The organism is Geofilum sp. OHC36d9 (genome assembly GCF_052400685.1).
Lineage (GTDB): Bacteria > Bacteroidota > Bacteroidia > Bacteroidales > Marinilabiliaceae > CAZHHH01.
This window is the reverse complement of sequence record NZ_JBQTGJ010000001.1, coordinates 35,925-59,300: the sequence shown is the minus strand read 5'-3', so window position 1 is coordinate 59,300 and position 23,376 is coordinate 35,925. Positions and strand designations below refer to the sequence as shown.

General features: G+C 37.4%; 21 protein-coding genes. 3 read left to right on the top strand and 18 right to left on the bottom strand.

Annotated elements, in window-relative coordinates:
* Position 1 precedes the first annotated feature (1 nt).
* Positions 2-1,198, bottom strand: a complete 1,197-nt coding sequence (locus ACT3CD_RS00270) for a hypothetical protein (RefSeq protein WP_444641806.1) — start codon at positions 1,196-1,198, stop codon at positions 2-4.
* Positions 1,199-1,992: 794 nt separating this feature from the next.
* Positions 1,993-3,471, bottom strand: coding sequence for an MFS transporter (locus ACT3CD_RS00265; protein WP_444641804.1), 1,479 nt, complete (start codon positions 3,469-3,471; stop codon positions 1,993-1,995).
* Positions 3,472-3,904: 433 nt separating this feature from the next.
* On the opposite strand from ACT3CD_RS00265, the gene ACT3CD_RS00260 reads away from it, so the two are divergent.
* Together ACT3CD_RS00260 and ACT3CD_RS00255 are read left to right on the top strand one after the other, a co-directional pair.
* Positions 3,905-4,255, top strand: coding sequence for an ArsR/SmtB family transcription factor (locus ACT3CD_RS00260; RefSeq protein WP_444641802.1), 351 nt, complete (start codon positions 3,905-3,907; stop codon positions 4,253-4,255).
* A 92-nt stretch (positions 4,256-4,347) separates the two neighbouring features.
* On the top strand, positions 4,348-5,361 hold the full coding sequence (locus tag ACT3CD_RS00255) for a permease (RefSeq protein WP_444641801.1): 1,014 nt from the start codon (positions 4,348-4,350) through the stop codon (positions 5,359-5,361).
* A gap of 624 nt (positions 5,362-5,985) precedes the next feature.
* Here ACT3CD_RS00255 and ACT3CD_RS00250 read toward each other — a convergent pair.
* The 11 genes from ACT3CD_RS00250 to ACT3CD_RS00200 all read right to left on the bottom strand — a co-directional run bounded on the left by ACT3CD_RS00250 (position 5,986) and on the right by ACT3CD_RS00200 (position 15,027).
* Entirely contained in the window at positions 5,986-6,996 is a 1,011-nt protein-coding gene (locus ACT3CD_RS00250) for a hypothetical protein (protein ID WP_444641799.1), read from the bottom strand.
* A 401-nt stretch (positions 6,997-7,397) separates the two neighbouring features.
* A complete protein-coding gene (locus ACT3CD_RS00245) occupies positions 7,398-8,324 on the bottom strand; it encodes a helix-turn-helix domain-containing protein (protein WP_444641797.1) in 927 nt (308 codons plus the stop codon).
* A gap of 147 nt (positions 8,325-8,471) precedes the next feature.
* A complete protein-coding gene (locus tag ACT3CD_RS00240; RefSeq protein WP_444641795.1) occupies positions 8,472-9,212 on the bottom strand; it encodes an SDR family oxidoreductase in 741 nt (246 codons plus the stop codon).
* A 624-nt stretch (positions 9,213-9,836) separates the two neighbouring features.
* The gene (locus ACT3CD_RS00235) at positions 9,837-10,769 is read right to left on the bottom strand and encodes a DUF3137 domain-containing protein (RefSeq protein WP_444641793.1); all 933 of its coding nucleotides are present in this window, start codon (positions 10,767-10,769) and stop codon (positions 9,837-9,839) included.
* 12 nt (positions 10,770-10,781) lie between these two features.
* Complete coding sequence (locus ACT3CD_RS00230; RefSeq protein WP_444641792.1) at positions 10,782-11,327, bottom strand: LemA family protein; 546 nt, start codon at positions 11,325-11,327, stop codon at positions 10,782-10,784.
* A gap of 132 nt (positions 11,328-11,459) precedes the next feature.
* Entirely contained in the window at positions 11,460-11,756 is a 297-nt protein-coding gene (locus tag ACT3CD_RS00225; RefSeq protein ID WP_444641790.1) for a hypothetical protein, read from the bottom strand.
* Between the two features lie 71 nt (positions 11,757-11,827).
* Positions 11,828-12,136 carry a hypothetical protein gene (locus ACT3CD_RS00220; RefSeq protein ID WP_444641788.1) on the bottom strand — a complete coding sequence of 103 codons (309 nt, stop codon included), beginning with the start codon at positions 12,134-12,136 and terminating at the stop codon, positions 11,828-11,830.
* A gap of 519 nt (positions 12,137-12,655) precedes the next feature.
* Positions 12,656-13,159 (bottom strand): outer membrane beta-barrel protein, encoded by a 504-nt coding sequence (locus tag ACT3CD_RS00215; protein ID WP_444641786.1) that lies wholly within the window; start codon positions 13,157-13,159, stop codon positions 12,656-12,658.
* A 94-nt stretch (positions 13,160-13,253) separates the two neighbouring features.
* Positions 13,254-14,105, bottom strand: coding sequence for a hypothetical protein (locus tag ACT3CD_RS00210; protein WP_444641784.1), 852 nt, complete (start codon positions 14,103-14,105; stop codon positions 13,254-13,256).
* A 74-nt stretch (positions 14,106-14,179) separates the two neighbouring features.
* A complete protein-coding gene (locus tag ACT3CD_RS00205; protein WP_444641782.1) occupies positions 14,180-14,644 on the bottom strand; it encodes a hypothetical protein in 465 nt (154 codons plus the stop codon).
* A 35-nt stretch (positions 14,645-14,679) separates the two neighbouring features.
* Positions 14,680-15,027 (bottom strand): OmpA family protein, encoded by a 348-nt coding sequence (locus ACT3CD_RS00200; RefSeq protein ID WP_444641780.1) that lies wholly within the window; start codon positions 15,025-15,027, stop codon positions 14,680-14,682.
* 801 nt (positions 15,028-15,828) lie between these two features.
* Here ACT3CD_RS00200 and ACT3CD_RS00195 point away from each other — a divergent pair.
* Positions 15,829-17,022 carry an MFS transporter gene (locus tag ACT3CD_RS00195; RefSeq protein ID WP_444641778.1) on the top strand — a complete coding sequence of 398 codons (1,194 nt, stop codon included), beginning with the start codon at positions 15,829-15,831 and terminating at the stop codon, positions 17,020-17,022.
* Positions 17,023-17,241: 219 nt separating this feature from the next.
* Here the strand turns inward: ACT3CD_RS00195 and ACT3CD_RS00190 are convergent, their stop codons facing one another.
* The 5 genes from ACT3CD_RS00190 to ACT3CD_RS00170 form a co-directional block, all read right to left on the bottom strand.
* Positions 17,242-18,012, bottom strand: a complete 771-nt coding sequence (locus ACT3CD_RS00190) for a TIGR00266 family protein (protein WP_444641776.1) — start codon at positions 18,010-18,012, stop codon at positions 17,242-17,244.
* 273 nt (positions 18,013-18,285) lie between these two features.
* Entirely contained in the window at positions 18,286-19,038 is a 753-nt protein-coding gene (locus tag ACT3CD_RS00185; RefSeq protein WP_444641774.1) for a LytR/AlgR family response regulator transcription factor, read from the bottom strand.
* Positions 19,028-20,986 carry a tetratricopeptide repeat-containing sensor histidine kinase gene (locus ACT3CD_RS00180; RefSeq protein ID WP_444641772.1) on the bottom strand — a complete coding sequence of 653 codons (1,959 nt, stop codon included), beginning with the start codon at positions 20,984-20,986 and terminating at the stop codon, positions 19,028-19,030. The genes ACT3CD_RS00185 and ACT3CD_RS00180 overlap by 11 nt, the downstream gene beginning before the upstream one ends.
* 260 nt (positions 20,987-21,246) lie before the next feature.
* Positions 21,247-22,131: a transglutaminase-like domain-containing protein gene (locus ACT3CD_RS00175; protein ID WP_444641770.1), complete on the bottom strand. Its 885-nt coding sequence runs from the start codon at positions 22,129-22,131 to the stop codon at positions 21,247-21,249.
* A gap of 65 nt (positions 22,132-22,196) precedes the next feature.
* On the bottom strand, positions 22,197-23,048 hold the full coding sequence (locus ACT3CD_RS00170; RefSeq protein WP_444641768.1) for a sialate O-acetylesterase: 852 nt from the start codon (positions 23,046-23,048) through the stop codon (positions 22,197-22,199).
* Positions 23,049-23,376 lie beyond the last annotated feature (328 nt).

Genomic DNA, 23,376 nt, shown 5'->3' with positions numbered 1-23,376 from the left:
GTTAATTATTAAAAAATCCTGCATAAGCAATCCCCACGCTAAATGTGCCTTCATTGTTGTACTGACTGCTAAAAATGCGGTGTGAATATTCGGTTTTTATAACTATATCTTTAAGTGGTTTGTAGTTCAAACCAACTGAGATTTTTTGTCGTCCCCAACATTCATTATCAATAACGCTACCCTGCGTTTTTAACATTGAATCGTAATAATCATAGCGCCCAAAAAAGAAAAGAGTACGGTTTGATGGTATTATTTTGAAAAAAGAACCAATGTTATAACCTGCTTCAATGCCTGTGGCTATGGCATCGGAAGCCACAGGCTGACTGGGCGATGGCGAGTCCTGTCGCATACTCTTGTTGGCAGAGGTTATGGCCTCAGAGTCTGAAAGGTGTCCGTAATCGAAATTACCACGTATAATGATATTGTCGGCTTGATAATGGAAATCGAATGCGCCAATACAAACAGTACCGTTTATATTTTCGAATTTACTGGGCGAAAGGGTGTTCTTTGCACTATTCCCCACGTACCCACTAACAGCGCAACGTAGATTTTTAACCGAATAATTATCAATACGCAAAACGCCTGCATAGCTGGTTGCCATCTTAAACTCATATGGACTTCCTGTTCCGCTTTGTATCCACGTTGATGATCCAAAACGGTCGGCATCGAGACCTGCTACGAACTGAACTTCGTAACGCCATTGTTTTGTTTTTCCCCAAAGGCTTACACCTGTTTCGTGCCAGGTACAAGGCAAAATAGTATTTTCCCCTTCGGGACGATAAACGGTAAAAAACTCGGTAGGCATATGGTGTTGATTGGTTAAACCTATCGGAACAACAATGTGTCCCATTTTGAGGTTAAAAGCAGGAGAAAAACTTTTCTGAATCCAAAATTGTTCCAATGCCACTTCACCACCTTGTTCCACTTCACTTTCATACTCTCCGGTTTCTTCTTTCTCAATCTCAACAGCCGATTCGGTACCTCCGTGTTCAAATTCAATTTCGCTTTGCATCGTCCAACCTCCTCCAAAATCGTATTCAACATAAAATACAACGTGTGGTAAATCGAACTGACCATAACCATCATTATCGGCGTAGGTTGCAGCGTCGGTATATCGCTTATAATTATTACTGTAAAACATTCGGCTCATTACCGCTTCACCATAACCGCCAAGGATTAGACGACTTTCGTTTTTCACAGTTGTCATGTTTTGTCCATATCCTTTTACGAATACAGCTATTACAATACAGATTAGTAAACAAACCCCTTTTCTCATCTGATAATATTTTCTTTTTTAAATGATTCTCAAGTGTATCATATTTCAACAGTCGAAATTACTGATGATAAGAAAAGGGTGAAATCCCAAGAAGTTGGTATTTTTTAGTGATAATTGTGGCTATAAATAGCAGTAAATAGGGAGGTACTAAATGACCGGGGGGACAAAATGGGTGAGTAGTATAACCAATAAGTGGAGAAATATAAATATGCGTAACTATCTATTCGTGTGCAGTTTCATTGCCAGTCACTGCACCCAGCAAAGAAAGGTTCTCTTTAATCAAATTACGAACAAATAAAAAACTAGAACGCTGGCCTTAAATGCAGTATGTAACAAACGAATTGACCAATGCTTCTCTATTGCTAAATCAGAATTAACTTTTGATCCACCCAACATCTAACAAGTGGCTTTACGAATAGAAAAATAATAATGTCCCTATGAATTGGTGTTGCTACTTATCGTTTGAATGTTATCAACTAAACGTTAAATCAACTGACAATACAATCAGGTTGGTTGCGTTGGCATAATGAATTAGTATAGATCAAATGTGGATAAAGTGCAGATAACACTCCCCTACGAATTACCGCTCGGCTATGCCATTTGGTTTAAAAAACACCCACATTGGGGCAAGCCCTGGCTATTTTTTAAAAACAAAAATTCAAAGAATAATACCGCCTGCACCCAATAATAAATACCAGAGATTTATATAATAACTTTTATTTTGCTTTTGCTTCTCTTGGCCTAATCACCATTCTGTCGTAAATAATTAAAGCTAAGATAGTAACAACACCAATACCAGTAATGACATACCAAATTTTGTTAGGATTATAGTTATCCCAAATAAATTGTGTCATTTGAGTTTCTGTCATTCCCAGTTTTTCGGAAGCAGCTGCGAAGTAATTATTTTTTGTAAACTCCTGCGTGATTTCCGGCATCGCAATTCCTCTGTTTGCCATTTCAACCTGCAACAGACTTAATTTATCAGACCATGCCTCGTAAAGATTACCTGAAACAAATGTTGTTAAGAAATTCCCCAGGAAAACCGGCAGGAAATAAGTACCCATATATAAAGCTTCTTTTCCTTTAGGCGATATTAAGGCTATAAATGAGGAGAAGGTTGGATTTGTCATCATTTCCCCAATTGCAAAAATCATGATACCGAGTATGGTATATAAGCCATTGCCTGTGTAGAAAGTAATTCCGATACCTATAGCTGCAATAATAAACCCGGTAATCATTGCACTAACATGTCGCATTCTTAATACAAAAAATGAAACTATTAGCTGGAATAATATGATTGAACCGGCATCCAGGTTAATTAACATCTCCGGATTAACCGAGTTACCACCTCCACTCATTGCACTGGCCAGCCAGGGGGAAACCTGTGCGATTGAGTCGTGTAACGCTTTTGTATTTACCCAATCTTCAATAAAAGTTGGGAGTGTGTAAAAAAGTTGATTAAACATCGTCCAGAAACCTACCATTATAATCAGCAATACGGATAGACGACTGTCTTTAACGGCTTCCCAAATTTTAATTACAGAGCTTTTAATGGCTTCTGAAATTGTTTCCGTATTTTTCTCTTTATCCTTTTCTTTATAAAAAAGTAATAGTACGATCAGGTTTATTGCAATAACAACAGCTGCCTGAATAAATATTATTTTCCAGCCAAATTGAGTGCGTAATGTAGATGAGAAAGCCGGGCCAATAAACCCACCAATATTCACCATCATATAAAAAATTCCAAACCCTAAAGTAGAATTGGATTCGTCTGTATTTTTGGTAACAATGGCAGAAGCAACCGGTTTAAACATAGCAGCACCCACAGCGACCCATAAAAATACAATAAATACCATTGTAAAAGATTGCACATGACCCATTACATAGTAACCTGAGCCCAATAGTACATAGGCGATCACCAAAGATAATTTATAGCCAATTTTATCTGCAATAACGCCTGTAACTAATGGCAATATATATAGAATCGCGGTTACAATTCCCATTATTTGTCCTTTTTCGGTATGCGAAAAACCAAGTCCACCTTCGTCAGTCGATCCGGTTAAGTACAGTGCTAACACTGCAAACAATCCATACCAGGCCCAGCGTTCTAAAAGTTCCATCATGCTGGCAAGCCAAAATCCTTTACTATAGGATTTCATTACGCCAAAAAAAGATTTTTTGCCTGTAGTACTCATTTTATTTAGTTTTTATGATTTTTTCCTGTATTTCAAGTCTTTTACTATAAATATTATCAAGCAATTCTTCAATCATGGCGTCCTTGCTTTATATGTCTTTTATAGTTTTCCGACACTATAAGTGAGTCAAAACATTCATGACTCAAAGTTAGTTATTTATGCACACGTTGACATTTTTTGAGTTAAAAAGTCATTACATAGTTCTTACGAGAAAAGGCCTGCTTATGCACCATGACTATTCGAAGAACGATTACCTTCGTGAATAAACTCACATTTTCCGAACTTCTAAAACCCTGAATCTGAAATTATATTATCAAGTTCCTCCGTTTTCTTTCTAATACTAATCAGCAAATATATTATGGTAATAAAAAAATATTTCTATTTTTGCACCCGACTAACATATGTGATTTTACGCATATAATATTAATTAGAAATGTACGACTATCTAAAAATAATAAAAGCACTGGCCGATATAACAAGGCTAAAAATTATTTGGCTGCTGACTAACATTGACGAAAAAATTTGTGTTTCAGAGATTGTAGAAGTGTTGGAAGAGCACCAATATAATGTGTCGCGACATTTAAAAATATTGAAAGATGCCTCTTTAATTCAAGAAGTAAAAGAAGGGAAATGGGTTTTCTATTACCTGGTTCCGGTCAACAATCAATTTCATCATTTCATTCAAAAAGCGATTTCATCAATTCCTGAAACAGAAATGACTATAGAAATGGTGCGGTGTAAAAATCTGCTACAAATCCGTGAGAAAGAAGGAGGAATCCAGTAATATTTACAATAGTAGCAAAGATTAATATTTTTTTGATAAAACATATGCGGAAATACGCATATAACAGATTAATTTTTAAAACAAAGAATGCCATGAACGAAAAACTTAGTTTAGCCTTAGATGAATTTATACACGTAGGTGTAGCACTCATTTTAATTATTGCCCTGGTATCAGTTCTGACAGGTCTTATACGAGCATTTATTCCTCAGGAAAGGCTTCAGAAACGACTGTCGCAGACAGGGAAGTACAGTGGGTTAATGGGAGCTCTATTGGGAATTCCAACACCCTTTTGCAGTGCATCAATGGTCCCCGTATCTATGGGAATGATAGAAATGGGCGCCCCGTTTTCAATGGTTTTTTCGTTTTTACTTTCTGCCCCTTTGGCCAATTTTGTTGTAGTTGGTTTTATCCTTGGCGTCTTCGGGTGGAAAGTGGCTTTGATATATTTTCTGGTTGTTTTTATTGGTGCTGTATTAATGGGCACCATTGCAGGAAAAACATCGTTGAAAAATGAAGTAAAACGAATTGACTTAAATTCCGGCGCGTCCCGTTCGAAATGCGCTACCAGACCAACTAACAACTGTAATCCGGCAGCAGTAGATTTTAGTCAGGTAAGTTGCAGAGCTTCAGCGCCGGCAACAGAATCGGAATGTTCTGCGATCTCGACGCCATGCTGTAGCCAAACAAAAAAGACAAACCCAAAGCTCAATGAAGCATTTACCTTCGCGTGGGCATTATTCAAGCGCATATTCCCCTATGTTTTGGTGGGAGCACTTATCAGCGCAGCTTCAGCCATTTTTGTTCCCGACGCATGGGTTCAAAAACATTTGGGCAGTAACAGCCCATTGGCCATTCCAATTGCAGCCACAATCGGGATTCCGTTGTATTTACGAATTGAAATGGCCATTCCAATCTTAAAAGCGCTTATTGTAAAAGGGATGAGCATGGGCGCAGCCATGTCTTTAATTATAGGTGGAACAGGCGCCAGTCTGCCCGAAATAGCAATTATTTCATCAATGCTCAAACCTAAGGCAATTGCGGCCTTTATTCTTTCTGTAATGATAATGGCCATTACGGGCGGTTTTATCTTTTACTTTTTCTTTTAATCGCGGCTATAAAAACATTCGCCAGCTTTAATGATAAGCGAATCCGGTTGCTGTAAGTCTGATAATTCTTCTTACAAATGAAAAAATCAGCAAAAAAACACTGCTTTGGTTAGCTACATTGGTAGTAATCGAATCGTTTTTCATTGATAATAATAGAAACAATTCAACTGACGCAACAGCGGATTTTACCGATCAAAATGAAGTACGGGCAAAAGAAATATACCTCCTGCAGCTCCCCTGAATGATTTGAGGAGACAGAGGTGTTACATGGTTGCCATCAGTGATTTGATAACCTTGAATGGATTCTAGCACTGCCGCATTAAATCTTCTGCCCTGCTCTGGCCCGTGATTCATGGTTTACCCAGAAATCGGCGCCAAAGCAGGGCTATTCCACATCTATATAACTGTTTATTAGCGCCTCCTGTTGCTTCGATTTACATGTGAATTGCTTACAACACTGTCTGGAACAGCTTCTCATTCTTAAAAATTCCAGAACCGGATCAAAAGTGATTTTATATTGAAGAAAGTTCAGATGTAGTGTGGATTACAAATCTGCACCGCCGTGCAGCTGAGCCTCTGGTGTTTCGAAAAAGTCGTTGCCAGCGAGGTCAGTTCGTGCTTAATTTACTTTAGTCGTACGATACGTTTAGCAGAGCTGAATATCCGACTTCTAATAAATTCGGGCACAAAACAGACCAAAAGATATTCACGTTTCCAACGGTAACATTTTAAAAAAAATACCATTGCCACAAACAAGAAAAGAGCGGCGCCTCCCGCTACCTGAAGAGGATACAAAAGCACATTCTCTTGAGGAATAATCATTGGAATAAGAGCAATAGCAAATGCCGGAGCGAAAGGTTCACCTGCAACTTCAATAAACCAAAATAGAGATGCAAAGAGTAACAGCACCGTATTTACTTCCGAAAGCCCCACAACATCATGCAAAACATATTGAAAAGACGCCCCTAAGATTGCAAAAACTACTAATACTAAAAAAACCTGCACGGGACGATTACGAAAACCTGCCGAAGAAGAGCTAAATTCAACAAATGTAACCACCAGAGGCGGTACAATGATATACATTTTATCGGTGTACACGGAAAACACCGCTATAAACATTAATCCAACAAGTAATTTCATCCAATGCCATAAGCTATGCCGATAATGATTTTTGTTTGAACTAAAATCAATAACCTGACGCAATCCTTTTTTCTCAAAAGCCCACTGAACACAAACTAATATAAGGCTTATTGAAAAAACAGAAAGAGGATAAACCCAGGAATGAGTACCCAGCAGCACGGGCAACATAGAGGCAGAAATAACAGGGATTAAAGTAGTACGGGTCACAAAAAGACAAAGAGAAGTAAATGTAAATGAAATGGCAATATTTGCAAGAACAGGTAAAGGCGAATAGCGCACAAGACAAACACCAAAAAGAGCACATACTGTCATCAGCAACACGACCATTGGTCTACTTACAGTCCAGACTTTCTTATTAATAATCCACAATCCAATTATCAGTGCTGCAACTTCCGGAAATATAATTTCTTTCTCACCAAACCATTCTGAAACTCCCACCATCAAACCGATCATGATTAAACCAAATATGTAGCGGATCAATTTAGGTTTATTCATTTTTTAGACACATGTTTATTTGATTCTGCTGCAAAGATAACATTATGTGATCAAACAAACAGGAGCAAAATAATATAAGATATTATACCAATGCCAATCAGTTACGAAAACCAATCAATAGATTAAGGGCCCTATGCCGGTGCGAAATTCCTGATAAGGAAAGCGACATCTCCGAGCGACACCCGGAGTCAATAAACCAGTCCAGCTGAATAATTGTTGTTACTACGATAATTTTCATAAACATGAAGAAGCCATCGAATTGACAAAAGGGTAAATTTCAAGTCAAAAAGGGACTGATTTTCAACGTATGAATTACATCGATTACTTGTATCTCAGTCAGTGGTAATTGCCGGGGGCGTACTGATCACTTCATATACATCTATATGGGCAATAGGATTTCTTTAATTAAAAGATTTTCGAAATTCTAATGGTGACATTTCAGTTTTACTCTTAAACAGCTTATTAAATGATGTAGGGTATTCGAAACCTAAATTATATGCAATTTCACTAATAGACAAACGAGTTGTTGAAAGTTGCTCCTTCGCTTTTTCAATCAGTTTATCATGAATATGCTGTTGTGTGCTCATTCCTGTTAAAGACTTCAACATACTACTTAAATAATTTGAGGAAAGGTTAAGCTCTTTGGAAATACCTTCAACAGTCGGTAAGCCAAGTTCTATTAAATTATCCTGATCAAAATAATTCCGCAATAAATTTTCTATTTGCTCTAAGAGTAGATGCCCAGATTTATTGCGAGTGATAAATTGTCGTTCATAAAACCGTTCTGCATAATTTAACAACAATGCCAACAGCGACACAATGACTTTCTGACTAAATTTGTCAATATTGGCTTGATATTCTTTTTCGATATTTTTAAAAATACCGATCATCATTTGTTCTTCATCTTCAGACAAAAACAGAGATTCACTAATAGAATATCCAAAAAAATCGTATGACTTAATTGCTTTAGCTAAAGCTGTATTCCATAAAAAGTCCGGATGTATTAAAAGTAACCAACCTGTAGGTCTTAATTCCCCACTCACATTAATATTTGGATTTCTTTCCATACTCATCACTTGATTTGGTGCTAAAAAAGTCATCAAACCTTCGTTAAAGTCGTATTCTTTTTGGCCATAAAACATTTTGTAAGGCACATTTCGTTTTAAGCCAATAGTGTAATATTCCTGTACTAGTTTTAACCCTTTTAAATCTTCGGGAAATCTAACCTTGCTAAAATCAATCAAACTTATTAATGGATGTCTTGGTGCAGAAAGATTTGCAAAATGATGATAATCAATAATTCTTGAGATACGTTTTAGCTTTTCCATATTCTTATTTATATGTAATAACTCAACCACGCTATGAAAAGCACCCAGGCTGGCCATTGTAATTAAAATGATATAAACATTGCCAGTGCAGCCAAAATCCCCATTATTATTGCTGTTAAAAACTGTTTCACAATGATTTTTATAAAATTACGCCATACCACCGTTAACCCCAATATTCTGAGAGTTAATCCACTTAGCTTCGTCACTCGCTAAAAAAGCAACCACTTCTGCAATATCACTGGGCTCACCAATACGATTAAAAGATGAAAGGGATGCTAAACGGTCTACAATTTCTTTCGGTTTCCCTTTCATAAATAATTCAGTATTTGTTGGTCCTGGCGAAACAGAATTAACATTTATACCTCGGCTACCTATTTCTTTAGAAAAAACTCTGGTAAGTTGCTCAACAGCAGACTTAGTAGCTGCATATACTCCATAAGTTGGTAACATCAAACGATTTACAGAAGAAGAAACATTAATTATGCTTCCATTTTCAGCAAGTTTTGTTGCTGCCTCCCTCAGAGTATTGAAAACACCCTTAACATTGGTACTAAACTGACGTTCGAAATCTTCATCAGTAGTGTCTTTTATTAATTGATTACTCATAATTCCAGCATTATTGACCAAAACATCGACCTTGCCAAAATGCGTAATTGTTTCATCAAATAAACGTACTACGTCATCCTTATTACTAACATCAGCCTGAATACTAACAGCTTCACCTCCATCATAAAGAATGTCTTTAACAACATTTTCTGCAAATTCCCTACTGCCTGCATAATTAACAACAACTTTTGCTCCACTTTTTGCCAATGTTTTTGCTATTTCTGCACCAATTCCTTTGGATGAACCTGTTACCAAAGCTACTTTACCTTCCAGATTACTCATAAATTCTTTGTTTTAAATTAATAATACAAAGTTAAGAGATGTTGTATCTTAAAACTTTTCCAAATCTGTGTTTAAGTTGTCGTTATCTAATATTATTGTCAACGGACCTATAATGTCATCTTTATTTATTTCAAAAAAACCACTTCCAAAAAAGGAAAGAGACACAATAAGTAAGCACAGTTTGATGAACACGTCCTTTCTTTCCTGTTGCAATGGCACTGCTTCGACCTGCATATGGACTGCGACGGGTTACGTTGTTGCTTCGTAACAAAACAGGTTGAAACTGCTTTTCATGCTCAATTCTGGTTTTTGTTTGAACTAAAATCAATAACCCGACGCAATTCCTTTTTTCTCAAAAGCCCACTGAACACAAACTAATATATGGCTTATTGAAAAAACAGAAACAGGATAAACCCAGGAATGAATTCATGTGAATGTAATTCAGTTTTTAGCTAATCGCCGCATTGCTCCAAAATTCAATTGGTTTAATGGATTTGGCCGTGCAGAGATGGAGAATCCTAAATGCGGCAAGGATTACAAAGTCGTGCCAGCGAGGAACCTGACCGGATTGCTAGTCAATAGGCACGCATGGGCAGGGCAGAGCACGGCCAATATCCTTATGCGTTATTTCCAAATTTTGGTATTCAAATCCAGATCTTCAACTAAGCCTGTTAACAATTGAAAATACTCATAATTAGACCTGATAAAATCATTATCCGTTACTGGTTTTTCTAAACTTATTTCAAATAAATTTACTTTCGTTGGAATTGCAACATACAGCCAGTTGTCGATAAAGGAAAATGATACATCCTTATTTACTTTTATTTTAAAATCAATCAATCGTTGCATTAAACTTGTGGAAAGTAAATAACGGGATTCCACCTGGTCTTCACTTATAACATCAAATTCTTTATTAAACAAAACATCTTCTAATACAACCATCGAAGCATTATCCATTGTGCCAAATATATTCATCCTGATTTTCCTGAAAACAGATATGCTGGAATTAGGTATTACAATTGTTTTTGAAGTGAATATTTTGTTAAACTCTACTGCTACAAAAATGCCATTAAAAAAATAGTAATTACTCTTTGAATAAGCCTGAACTTCTGAAAAACATATATTTGTATCTCCAATACGACATTCTGTAAAATCATCACCCGTACTTCTATATACTGTCTTTTTAAAAAGGAGGCTTTTTCTTAGTATACCAGCACTCATTCTTTGCCTGGGAATGTATCTTACCTCGTCATAAAAATAATCAAGTAAATTTTCAATTACGTCCCTTTTGAAGAGAGGTCCTAACTCTTTGAAAGCTCTACGAACACGCCCACTTAACATTCCAAAGAAAGTAGCTGCAAACACAATTGAAATAATGAGAGCGAAGCCAAATTGAAAAATAAAAAACAGTAGAACGGATACTACAACTCCAATTTTCCCAAACGTATATATATTACGGACTTTTTTAGCAGCCAGGGACCTTAAACCTTCGATTTCTTCTAACTTGGGATAAATCCTATTATAGAAATCATCAAAGTTTTTTGTCTTATCAGTCATTAAGGTTGTTTATTAAAACAATTCAGAAGCTTTTATATTTTTCCTTTCCACGTCGATGGCTTCAAACACTTTCTTTTCTTTATACCCCAACATTCTGGCAATGATATTTGATGGAAACATTTGAATAATATTATTATACTCTGTTACAGCAGTATTGTAATACCTTCTTGATGCAGAGATTTGTTCTTCAGCGGACGTCCAATTTGCCTGTAAGCTTAGGAAGCTACTATCAGCCTTTAATTGGGGGTAATTTTCTACATTCATAAATAAACCGTTCACTTTTCTTTGAATCTCATTATGCTTTTCAACTTTCTGCTCCTGGCTTTTTTCTTCAATTACCTGAGAACGTAACTTTGTGATTTCAACGAAAACAGATTTTTCATGTTCCATATACCGTTTTGTTACTTCCACCAAATTAGGAATCAAATCATATCGCTTTTTTAACATTACATCAACCGATGCAAATGCATTAGCTACTTCATTTTTGCGTTTTACAATAACATTATAGATAATAATCAATGTAATTACAAAAAAAGCTACTATACCTATTAAAACCATGTTCATATTATTTTATCGATTAATTACAATATTTTATACCAGGGGCAGCAAAGAGTTGCGATTTTATTTTGTCAAGCTACAAGAAAAGTTGAATCTGACTATATCCCTTCGCATTTCACTGAAACCTATTGGCTATACAGCATTATTTGTAGAATTTTCTTCGTTAAAAAACCTATCCAATTTTGTTTCGTAAGAGTCCTCGATTTTTAATATATATATCGCAGCAAAAATTCTATTTTCCACTTTTAGAAAATCAAATTCGTTCCGAGCATTCCATAACCCAGTGCTTGTAGAAAGGTCTCCCATAGCAAATATCATATCATATAAATCTTTATATCGTTTGTCTCTGCTTGCAATTTGCAAAATGTATTCCATATAACATCCAAAAGGATTAATAGATAAACATGTTATATAATCAACATTGTTCAAAATGGTATCTTTATATTTTAATTGATTTATGTGCGCATCCAATCTCCAGAAAGCATTATAAGCCCCTTTGTCTATGCTTTGAAGAAAATTGTATTTTTCTTTTCAATAAATGGAACGATCCTTTTTCCCTCTTGCAGACTTTCCCCATAAATTTCAAAAAAATCATGGTAAGCGTCTGCTACATTTTTATTATTGGTAATACTCACTACAGCACTATCAACAAAATCAACCATAGATGCGATATTCTCTATTTCTATGTCAGTAAATATTTGGCATAAATTCTTATCAGCTGTAAAGTCAATTCGGTCATATTTGTCATTTTCGCAAGAAAATAATCCGGTCACAATTACTAAGGTTAATAGAATTATAAAGTTTTTCATGTGTTTAAATAGTATGGATACTCTTATTTTCTGACTAACTGCAATAATCTGCTTAATCAGGTATGTAATTACCGGTATGTTAAAAATGCTATATAGTGTTTGTCTATAAAGTCAACTACTTCGTTATGCTTGTCATAAAAACAGTCATTTACGAAAAGTAAACGCCTTGATTTTTATGACTTCACGAGCCTCGTATTTGAACTTTATATTTCAAACACTTAGTTTATGGACAGGCACTAAATAGTACTTACATAATATATCTATATCAAGCGAAGACATCTGATCAATAGCCTTCATGTCGATTTCATAAAAACGACCTACTAATATACTCAAAACTATCACTCAATAAAAAATAATTGAGATAATCAGCTTTTGAATGAAAGCGCCCCTGCTCTGGTTGGCAATCAGGAAATCCCATAGTGGACTTGCACACCAAGTTATTTGCCATGCACGGCACGCACGAAAAGGGGTGAAAAACAGAATTGTTTTTCACCCCTTTTTATATGCTAAAGCATGCTTTTATAAGTCGAACATCACTTTAACCCCAATACGAAGATAGTTAGCTCCGCCAAGGGTATATTTGAGCTCCGGGCAGATATTCATCTTATCGCCTGCCGCTACTTTCAATCCAAATCCAAGGTTAAGACCGGTGTCAGAACCGGTAACAGAGTCATCGAACCCCCCAAAGCCCCCAAAACCGTCCAAATCCAAATCGATTTTAAAAAAGGTCATATTTAATCCACCAATGGCGTACAGACTTCCAATATTTTGTAGTTCGGTCAATTGATAATTGACATCTAAATCCAATGCAGACCAGTTTGTGTAATCCTTTTTCAAGAAATAAGTAAACGAAGGAGCAGCACTCCATTGGTCATTAAACTGGTAGTTACCATGGGCACTGAACCCAATATTATTGATTTTGGTTCCGTAAACAATTCCTGCACCGGCACTGATTTGTGCATTAGCCCGGGAAATTCCAAAAAACAGAACAGCAACCATCAGTGCTTTAAATAGATTTTTCATGATAATAGGTATAAATTGTTTTAAATAATTGAAATAATAAGTTTGTAGATCAGGTATATTTTACGTTAAACAGGCGTTTGCCTATTGATTCAGTTTATTTCCCCTGTCTTAGTTTCAGCATTTTTTGCATCATGTCGTAAGTCTGGCGTAACTCTTCGTCACTGGCTTCTTTCATTTCCGGGTCGTCTTGCGTTGCGGCCGCTTTCCATTCTTCAAACGATAAGTTCCGGAGTTTATCCATGCCTTCCTCCATCTCATTTTGACTTGATTGGTAGTCTTCAGGCATCATATAACTATCATTTTTATGAATGGGGAAATCGGGTAATGAAAAATGGGCATCCGGCACCGAAATATTCCATCGAATGCTGGTCGCCCGGGTAACGGTTTTAATACCTAAAGCGGTCATTTCCATTTTAAGCATCACCCCCTTATAAATCCACTGTTTTCCGCCCATCAGCTCCCATACTTCACAGTTATATCCGAGAAAATCCTCGTTGCCCAGCTTTTTTCCGCCCATACTCTCCACCATATTTTTGCCAACATCACCGACATCACCCTCCGGGTGCAAGGAACCGGACATATCCATGGCCATATCTCTGCCCAAATAGATTTTTTGGTTGTCAAAACCCACCGAAAAACTCTCGCCGTTATCCAACTTATTCATTGAATGCTTATGTGTGGACTCCGTTTTCTCATTTCCAAAAATCTTCGTGGTAGTTGTCTGATCCAGTTTAGTTTCCTTCAACTCAACGGCGCCCCATTCTTTAAAAAAGAGCTTTTCGGTGCCGGAGCCTGTTATTGTACTGCCCATTACATTTCCTGAAGTAGTGGTAACGTATTCCACAATCCCGGACTTTACATCGTAGCGCTTTAGCTTATTTTGGGCTGCGGTATTGTTATTGATAAGAGCAATAACGAATGACAGAAACAAGGTTATGGTTTTCATTTTACTGAAGTTTAAAGTGTGTGTTGTTGAAGGCTGCTTTTACATTCAGGCTCAAAGTCTTCTGTAACCCTCGTTTAAAAATCATAGGTCAACACCTGTTCTACAACTATGGTGGCGGTTAAAGTTCTGGGGTCGCCCAATAAACTGAGTCCGGATACATCGACTTCAATTTTTTTGCCGGTTCTTTTAATGGTGCCGTCAGTGGCAACAAATCCGTTATTCCCGATAACTGCGCCAAAGTCAAGAGTCACTGCGGCCACACCATAGGAAATTTCAGTGGTAGATCCATCATCACCTACACCTATAATTATCAGACCAAAGGGAGTCTCCCCGGTACCTGCGATGCCAATACTGCCACCAGATACCAGAAGCGAGCCAGGATCGACTTCGGTGTAAGTGACTCCCTCATATTCCATAATAAAGCTTGTTTCGGCAGACTCTTTTTCCATCTCTTCCACCTCATCATCTTTGCTGCAAGAGGTTAGAACTAAAGTAAATAAGCTAAATAAAATAGCGATTGAAAAAATTGAAGTTTTCATAAAAATAAATTTTGTGTTAGTGATTATTATGGATCTTAAAATTTTACAAATTCAACCCTTCGGTTATTGGCTTTTCCTTCGGCCGTACTATTTTCGCCAATGGGTTTACTTTCGCCCCAGCCTGTTGATTTTAGACGATTGGCAGAAATCCCCATAGTTATTAAGCGATTCATCACAGCCCTGGCACGTGATTCCGATAGTGTTTTGTTTAAGGCCTCGTCGCCATCGCTGTCGGTGTGCCCCTCTACACTGAAGTTAAGCCCGGGCTGCTTTTGCATGATTTCAAAAATTTCATTAATGGCGCCATTACTTTCGGGTTTTATGGAAGCCTTATTCACATCGAAGCGAATGCCGTTTACGATAATTTTACCGTCGGAAAGCACACGATCGTAGTATTTAACGCCCCCTTCGGCGATACGTATATTTTTAAAGCAGAGGGTCTTATTCCTTTTTCACTCTGCAAAACAGGCTTGTAAAGTCAATCCTGATGAATGGCCATAATAGAACTCGCCGCCAAAGTCATTTCCCTGTGTGAGAATAGTTTTCTCAAGGCTCGTTTCATATGTTTAAATTTATCTTTCAATGGTCATATGGAACTCTCGATGAATTTTAATCATTCTGCTGTGTGTATTTTAGAATGCTAAAATTCATGTTCGTTTCATCTCCGTATTTTCTTGATTTTGATAAAGTAAAAGTAGAGGCCTTTTTCAGTGTTTTGGGCGCTAATTTGAAAACGACAGCTCTCGTCTTGAATTCGCTATCTTTTCAGCAGTATTTGCTTAGTACATGACCAAATGATATTATCTATTGAAATTCAACAGAATAAATGTGAGATAAAAGAGGAAACGCCAGGTATCAGGAACGAAGTGATTTGATGGACCGGTTGATAAACTGCCCGGGAAAGATCTATAGGCTGATTGGAATTTGTCGGTAATGACTGGCTTCAATTACTCTATGACAATAAAATATGATGTTGCGTTAGTATTCGTAAATACTTGAAACAACATTTATAAAGACAACTTAAAAACATCAATTCATGGTTGTAAGAGCAGGGGGCTACATAAAATGATAAATAGAGACACTATTAAAGGGCTATTATTTTTAAAAAATAAATATTTTGTTATTTATGCTGTCAAGAATTCTTTTACAATCCATACTTTTCCTTTTCTTTATATCATTTCGGAATGGAAAAAAGTTTAAAAATAGATCAGGGTATACCCACAAAAGTGCTTTTGACGCTGGCAATTGTAGCAGGCGTTTCAGTGGCCAATCTGTATTATAATCAGCCACTGTTAAATATGATTCGTACCGATCTTCATATTACCGAATTCCACGCCAATTTTATTTCAATGATTACTCAGACAGGCTATGCTGCCGGTCTTTTTTTTATTGTACCGTTGGGTGATTTGGTCAAAAAAAAGAACATAGTACTTATAAATTTTGCACTCTTAATTATATCGCTTATAACAATAGGCCTTTCACGAAATATATGGGTGCTTTTAACTGCTTCATTTGTTACCGGGGTTTGTTCTATTGTGCCACAAATCTTTGTACCCATAGCCGCTCAATATTCTATTCCAAAAAACAGGGGACGAAATGTCGGAATAATTATTTCCGGGTTACTTACAGGCATATTGGCATCGCGGGTATTCAGTGGTATTATGGGGGAATATTTTGGCTGGCGTGCTGTGTTTTTTATAGCGGCGGTCATTATGGTAATTGCGACTGTTGTGATCATGATTGTGTTGCCTGAAATCAATCCAACATTCAAAGGTAATTACAGAGGACTCATGAAGTCGATCCTATCACTGATCGTTAAACAGCCGCGGTTACTGGTCTATTCATCCAGAGCCGCGTTAGCTTTTGGCTCCTTTTTAGGCATGTGGTCAACATTGGCTTTTAAGATGCATTTAGCCCCATTTCATGCCGGCAGTAATATCATAGGACTTCTGGGTCTGTGCGGAATAGTAGGGGCGCTATCAGCCTCTTTTGTGGGTAAATATGTCAAACAGGTCGGGGTAAGAAACTTCAATGTGATTGGTTGCTTTTTAATGTTAACAGCATGGAGCATATTCGTCTTTGGGGAAAATAGTTATGCAGGGATAATTTCCGGTATCATATTATTGGATATAGGTATGCAATGTATTCAGCTCAGCAATCAGGCTTCAATATTTGATGTATGTCCGGAAGCCTCCAGTCGTATTAACACCATATTTATGACGACCTATTTTATTGGCGGTTCCTTAGGAACATTGCTGGCCGGTATTGCCTGGAAAATTGATCAATGGCACGGGGTTGCTTTTACAGGTATGCTTTTAATTATTTGTTCACTTTTAATTACTATAATAGAAAAGGCCCTGTCCGGACATTCTGAATAAGAGTCCGGCTATAAAGTCCACCTGTTGCGCTTTTTTTGCTTTGAAAAAAATCATTTACAGGAGTCAACTCACAAGTTCAGAGCTGCGCAAGCCCTGAAATTAAACTTTATAACCAAACTCACGACTTTATGGACAGGCAATAAACAGATTGATTTTTGAGTCCCGGCTTATTCCATAAAAAGCCAAACAGCCTGAAATAAAACGGGATTCGGAATTTAACTATCCATCCAACAGACTATCCAAAATTCCACCGGTACTCTCTTTACGACTGTTGGAACTTCGTGGGGAAAGTTGATTGATAAGCTTACTGATGGGCATTGATTGCAACCACACTTTCCCGGTTCCCTGCAAGGTAGCAAGAAACAAGCCTTCGCCACCAAAAATCATCGATTTAAGGTTTCCGGCCCGTTGAATGCTAAAGTTGATGCCTTCCTGGAAACCAACCACACAGCCGGTGTCAACGCGCAATGAGTCACCGTGTAATTCATGTTCAATAACCGTACCGCCTGCATGGATAAATGCCATACCATCACCCTGCAATTTTTGAAGTATGAAACCTTCACCTCCAAAAAATCCGGCTCCCAGTTTTTGATTAAAATGCAGGCTTATTTTTGTTCCTAAAGCGGCACATAAAAAGGCATCACGCTGCACGATGACCGAGCCGCCCATTTGACCTAAATCAACGGGCACAATAGTTCCCGGATAGGGCGCTGCGAAGGCAACGTGGCTTTTCCCGGTGCCCCGATGGGTAAAGTGAGTAATAAAGATTGATTCGCCGGTTATTTTGCGCGAAGCTGCGGATAATAATTTTCCGAACAATCCTTTATCAGGTTCCGATCCGTCTCCCATTTTTGTGACAAAATCGATTCCGTCTTTCATGTACAACATGGCGCCGGCTTCGGCAATAACGGTTTCTTGCGGGTCCAGCTCTATTTCGACATACTGAATGTCGTGACCTCCAATTTTGTAATCTACTTCGTGTGATTTCATTCTAATTTGAGTTTATGGTAAAATTCTAAATACATGTTTTTAATCAAAAACAGGTCCAGATTGGTTTTATCTCCTTTCCATTTTTAATACTGAAAATTAACGATTATCAAAATAAATAAAAAAGGGGAGGCGTGTTTCTTCCCTTAAAACGTCGGAATAGAGTGTGAATAAATTATTTGTCAACACATTCAAATTTTAAAAGGCAAAAAAATATTTTTGATTAATAAAGAGGGTATTGGGGTTGTTTTCTCCCGTGACATGGAAGAATGGGGATTAGAGCATCTCCAGTAGTTCAACCAGTTTTTTCATTTGTCGCAGTGAAACGGGAATTTCTCTTTTGTCTTTCATAATGATAAATCCCCCGTCGGTTTTGTCGACTTTTTTGATGTGGTTCAGGTTCACCAGGAAAGATTGATGAGCCCGGTAAAAGCCATATTCGCTGAGCAAAGATTCGTAGTCTTTGAGGCTTTTGGACACCAGAATCTCTTCATTACCTTCGAGATGAAACGTGGTGTAGCTGTTGTCACTTTTGCAGAAACAGATGTCTTTAACATCAACAACATGTAACGACTCCGAGGTTCGTAAAACCAGTTTTTTAGTTTGCATCTCGTGTTTAAACGAATCCATCAAGATGTCTACCTGCGGCTGTGAATCTTCGTTCTCTTGAATGGCTGTTACGGCCCGTTTAATGGCTTGTTGAAATTCCGTTTCGTTCACCGGTTTAAGGATATAATCGAGCGCACTAAACTTAATGGCTTTAATGGCAAACGAATCGAAGCCTGTGATAAATACCACCTTAAAAGTGTAGGGTTGTAGTTGTTGCAAAAGTTGAAAACCGGTACCATCGGTGAGCTCTATATCGAGTAATACCAGGTCCGGCTTTTGGGTCTTAACCAGATCAATGGCAGACTGAATCGAGTTGGCAGTTCCGACCAATTGTATTTCAGGAAAAGACTCCGATAGCAACCGGGCATTTATCTCCTGATTGGCAGGTTCATCATCAATTATAACAGCTTTAATTATCATTTAAGATGGGGATATGAATGGTTATTTTAACGCCTGATAATTCAGGGTTTGTATCTTCTAAGTTCAGCAGTTCAAACTTAAAATCTTTCTTGTGTTTTTGTTGGATGAGTTTTCGGCGTTTTTCAAAAATCTTCATGGCCATAGATTGGTGCTTGCTTTCGGCCTTATCTTTTTCGTGAAAGCCAGAACCATTGTCTTCAATGATAAATTCAACCGATTCATTTAAGTCGGTAATCTGCAACCTCAAAAAACCGGGATGGTTGATATTTTTAAAGCCGTGTTTAATGGCATTTTCAATAAACGGTTGAACCATCATGGGTGGAATTTGGATAAAATCGCCCTCCAGCTCATCTGACGTAACAATTTCAAAATCGAACTTATCCGCATTACGCATTTTTTCGAGTTCAATGTAATTGGTCAGCATGCTGATTTCGTCGGCAAGAGAAATGGTTTCGGCAGACGAATTATTTAGTGTGGCACGCGTCAGAGAGGCAAATTTTGAGAGAAACCCCGATGCTTTACGCAGGTCGTTCTGCATCATATAATTTTGAATAGACCCCAAAACATTAAAGATAAAATGCGGATTCATTTGAGCCCTGAGCACTTGTTGCTGCAAGTCGTTTTGCAGCAGGGTAGCCTGTTTTTTTCTGATGCTTAAAATATATACAATGAGCGAAATAACGATCAGCAGGACAATAACCACCCCGATTGAGGCGTTAATACGCTGATTTTTCAGTTCGTTTTCGGTGGTAAGCAACTCAATTTGCTGTTCTTTTTTTTCAGTCTCATATTTGGTCTCCAACTCTTCGAGTGATTGACGAATATCTTCGTCACGCAGCATGTTTTCGGTCTGGCGCACAGAGTCATTCCAAAAAAAGGCATCCTCGTAATTGGCTAGATTAAAGTTTAACTCATAAAGAAGTTCGAGACATTTTAATTTCTCCGTTGAATAACAATTGATCTCTTCAATTTTAATGTTTTTGTTGGCCAACGCCAGGCCTTTACTAAACTGGCCCGTTAAATTATAAAGTTCGGCTTTGAAGTTATTATTAAAAATATGTTCGTACGGATTGTCGCTAAAATAGTGTTCCGCCGTATTGGACAGCTCCAATGCTTTGGCGAAATTATTAAGCTGTTTGTACACACCAGCCTTGTTGGTTAAAGCGGTGCTGATACCCTGATTGTATTCTGCCTCCCGGCATAAAGACATCAGGGTATCGTAATACATCAGAGCTTTATCAAATTCCTCCTTTTGAACATAAATTCCCCCTAAAGAGTTGTAAATTTTGGCAATATCGCTAAAGGAAGCACAGCCTTCCACCTCTTTCATTTTGTAGGCTTTTTTGACGTACTCTTCCCATTTGGAGGTATTGTTATTCTCCCTGAAGATGTTGCCCATGGCAATGTAGTGATAGCAGATTCGTTCGAGGTTGTTATTGGTCTCTTTGGTCTTTAGCGCATAAAGGCCATACTGAATGGCCTTTGTATAGTCTCCGGTATAATTGTAATTACTGGCCAGATTCATGCTTATCTTGGCAATTTCGCCAATGTCTTTGATCTTTTCAGCACTTGCGAGGGCGGTAAAGTAAGCCTGATTGGATGCCTCAAAATCTCCTGCTGCAGCATACATGTTGGCCAGATAATTTGCGATAGGGGCCACCTTGCGGTGGTTGTTGATGTGTTGGGCAATGTGCAGAGCAGTAGAAAAAACATCAATTGACGCTTCGGTGCCTCCTGTTTCACTTAAATACTGACCGTACTCATAGTAGGCGTCTATCTGTTGAAGGCTGTCGCCTTTGGCCTCAGAAATCTTGCGTTGAAAAACTGATTGAACAGAATCCAATGGCTGGTTTATTGGCCCGGGAAGAGTGGCATTATTTGCCAAAGACAGCAATGGGAGTATAAATGAGGATGCGATGAATAGATACTTGATGAGGAATTGGCTCATTGAATATTTTATTGGAATTTCCGAAGTCCATCAGATGCTTACTCTCAAAGATTTATTTGAAAATCACGACTTTGGCTGATGATATTTTTTAAAAGTAAACAAATAAGTCCAAAAGTCATTAATTCGACGAAAATAAAATGAATTGGGTCACTCGTTTCGGCTTTTAATAAGCATCTGACTATAAAGTCAATGACTTGTTTGTGTTGATTTGATGGCTTGGCCCAGGGAGTGATGGAGAAAAAGTTTTATATGTGGCGTAATTAATTACGGGGATCTCTATAAAAATCATTTATTGCGTTAGTATAAATGCAATAATTGATTTTGCTCTTTCTTTGAAAAATTTTTGGATAATCTGCTTTTAAAGGGACTAACATAAGTTTCTTTTTGCCTTCAAACGTTTTATAGTCTATTTCATAATCAACTCTTTGATCAAATAATACATCAAAATAATATAAGTACTTTCCAATCCAAGAGATATAGCTCTCTGAAAAATCCTCTGCAACCAAACCATCTTGATTTACTAACTCAATACTCTCCTTATCATTAAAAATTGCTTTCTGAAATTCTACGGCGTTTAATGGCACACCATTGACTGTAGGCATAACATCATACTGAGGATCAATAAATATCCATTTATCATACTGAGTTGAAAAAGCTTCAGTTACAACATGCCCAGCACCTCTTTTAACTTTTTGGACATCTCTTGTTTTAAGGCTTAATACCCGGGAAGGAATTCCAATGGCGTTTAAACCTGCAGAGGCCACAATTCCATACTCTACACAACGAAACTGCCGCCCCTCCTTTGCTTCTTCCAAAATGGTCAATGCATCTGATTTCGAGGGTGTATTAAATCCGTTATGTTCCCATTGTGAATTTGCCCAATGAAGTATGGCTCTGATTTTGTCAATTTCATTGGTTTTTATTGAAGTAATCATGTCTAACTCATACTCGTGACGCAGCTTTCTTAAATAGTTGTTATTTAATGTATCACTATAATAGAACTTATAATCTGAGTTTGGCGCTTCTTCACTAAATGATATTTCTATTAGTTTTGAGGAAGGACTATAATTTATGGCACTAAAAAAAGGGGCACAGCCGCTTAACAGGGAAATATTAATGATTAATACAAAAATAGTTTTCGTCACGTTTAGATATTTAAAATAGTAAATAGTCTTGTTTTATATGTATCCAGATTGTAGAAAGCTGTAAGTTATTGGTCCTCATCAACAACGTTATATCCCATGAGTGATAGCATTTGTATTGCGTATCGTCTTCCTAATTTCCGGTACCCTTCAGAGTCAAAATGTGCGTTATCCATGGCAGAACAGCCGCTCGATGAAATAACATATGCAGTTGGGATAGTATCAGGAAGCCTGTTAATAATAGGATTCATACCTGAACAGCAATTACCCGGTGTGGACAATACCTCTCCGGCAAGAAGGGGAACTGAATCCGCATTGAGTGAAAGGTCAGTCAACATATCAGTGTAGATTTTTTTTACATAGGAGAGCCATTCAACTTGCCCCGTGTTAGTTTCTCCCTGGTGCAAAAGAATACCTTTAATCACACCGTCACGCTGAGCTATTTTCGCAAGGTCGATAAGATATTGGTACGGATTTCCATCGTAATCTGCTATCTTTTTAAGGAACCATTCTTCATTAATTGTAGCGTCATAATCCTGATAAATATCCTTATCAAATAACCTGATATCGCATCCGCCAATAGCAACATTAATAACCCCTACCTTAATGCTGTCGGGTATATTTGCAACCATGGTTCTGCCAAAATAATCGGCAGGTGAAAGACCTGACGAACATAAACATAAAGGAGGAACAGCTGTATACCATTTAGCCATCGATCTTCCCAGATTTGAACAATCAAGAGCCTGCAATACCTGAAAGCGGCTATCAACTATTGTATCTTGTTGCTCAATTGTGCCTTGCCCTTCCATATTCGATTGTCCAAAACAAAGATATATGTAAAAATTAGGATCCTGAGCATACGTTTTTGAAGTTAGCAGAAGAGTAGCGATAAAGAGTAAAAACTTAAAATTGAATTTCATTTGTATCTGTTTATAATTTGTTTGTTTTTGCCATATGGAACTTGCCAACAGAATCATCTTCCTTTGTGAAAATCAAAGACCAGCGAAGCAAATCTTACTCATGGCTCGTTTCATAACATGCCTATTTATAATGAGGCTTTAACTTTTATATCCAAAATCTTATCTTAAACCATTTCTTCCAACAATGCCAAACATCAATGTTGATTATCTGACATTAGCTTTTAATCGAATTTACTTTTCTTAATAATTTACAATCACATTTATCATCATAGCTTGAGAAGTTAATTGAATGCTTTGAAATGAATTGGTTACAACAATCCCATAACTA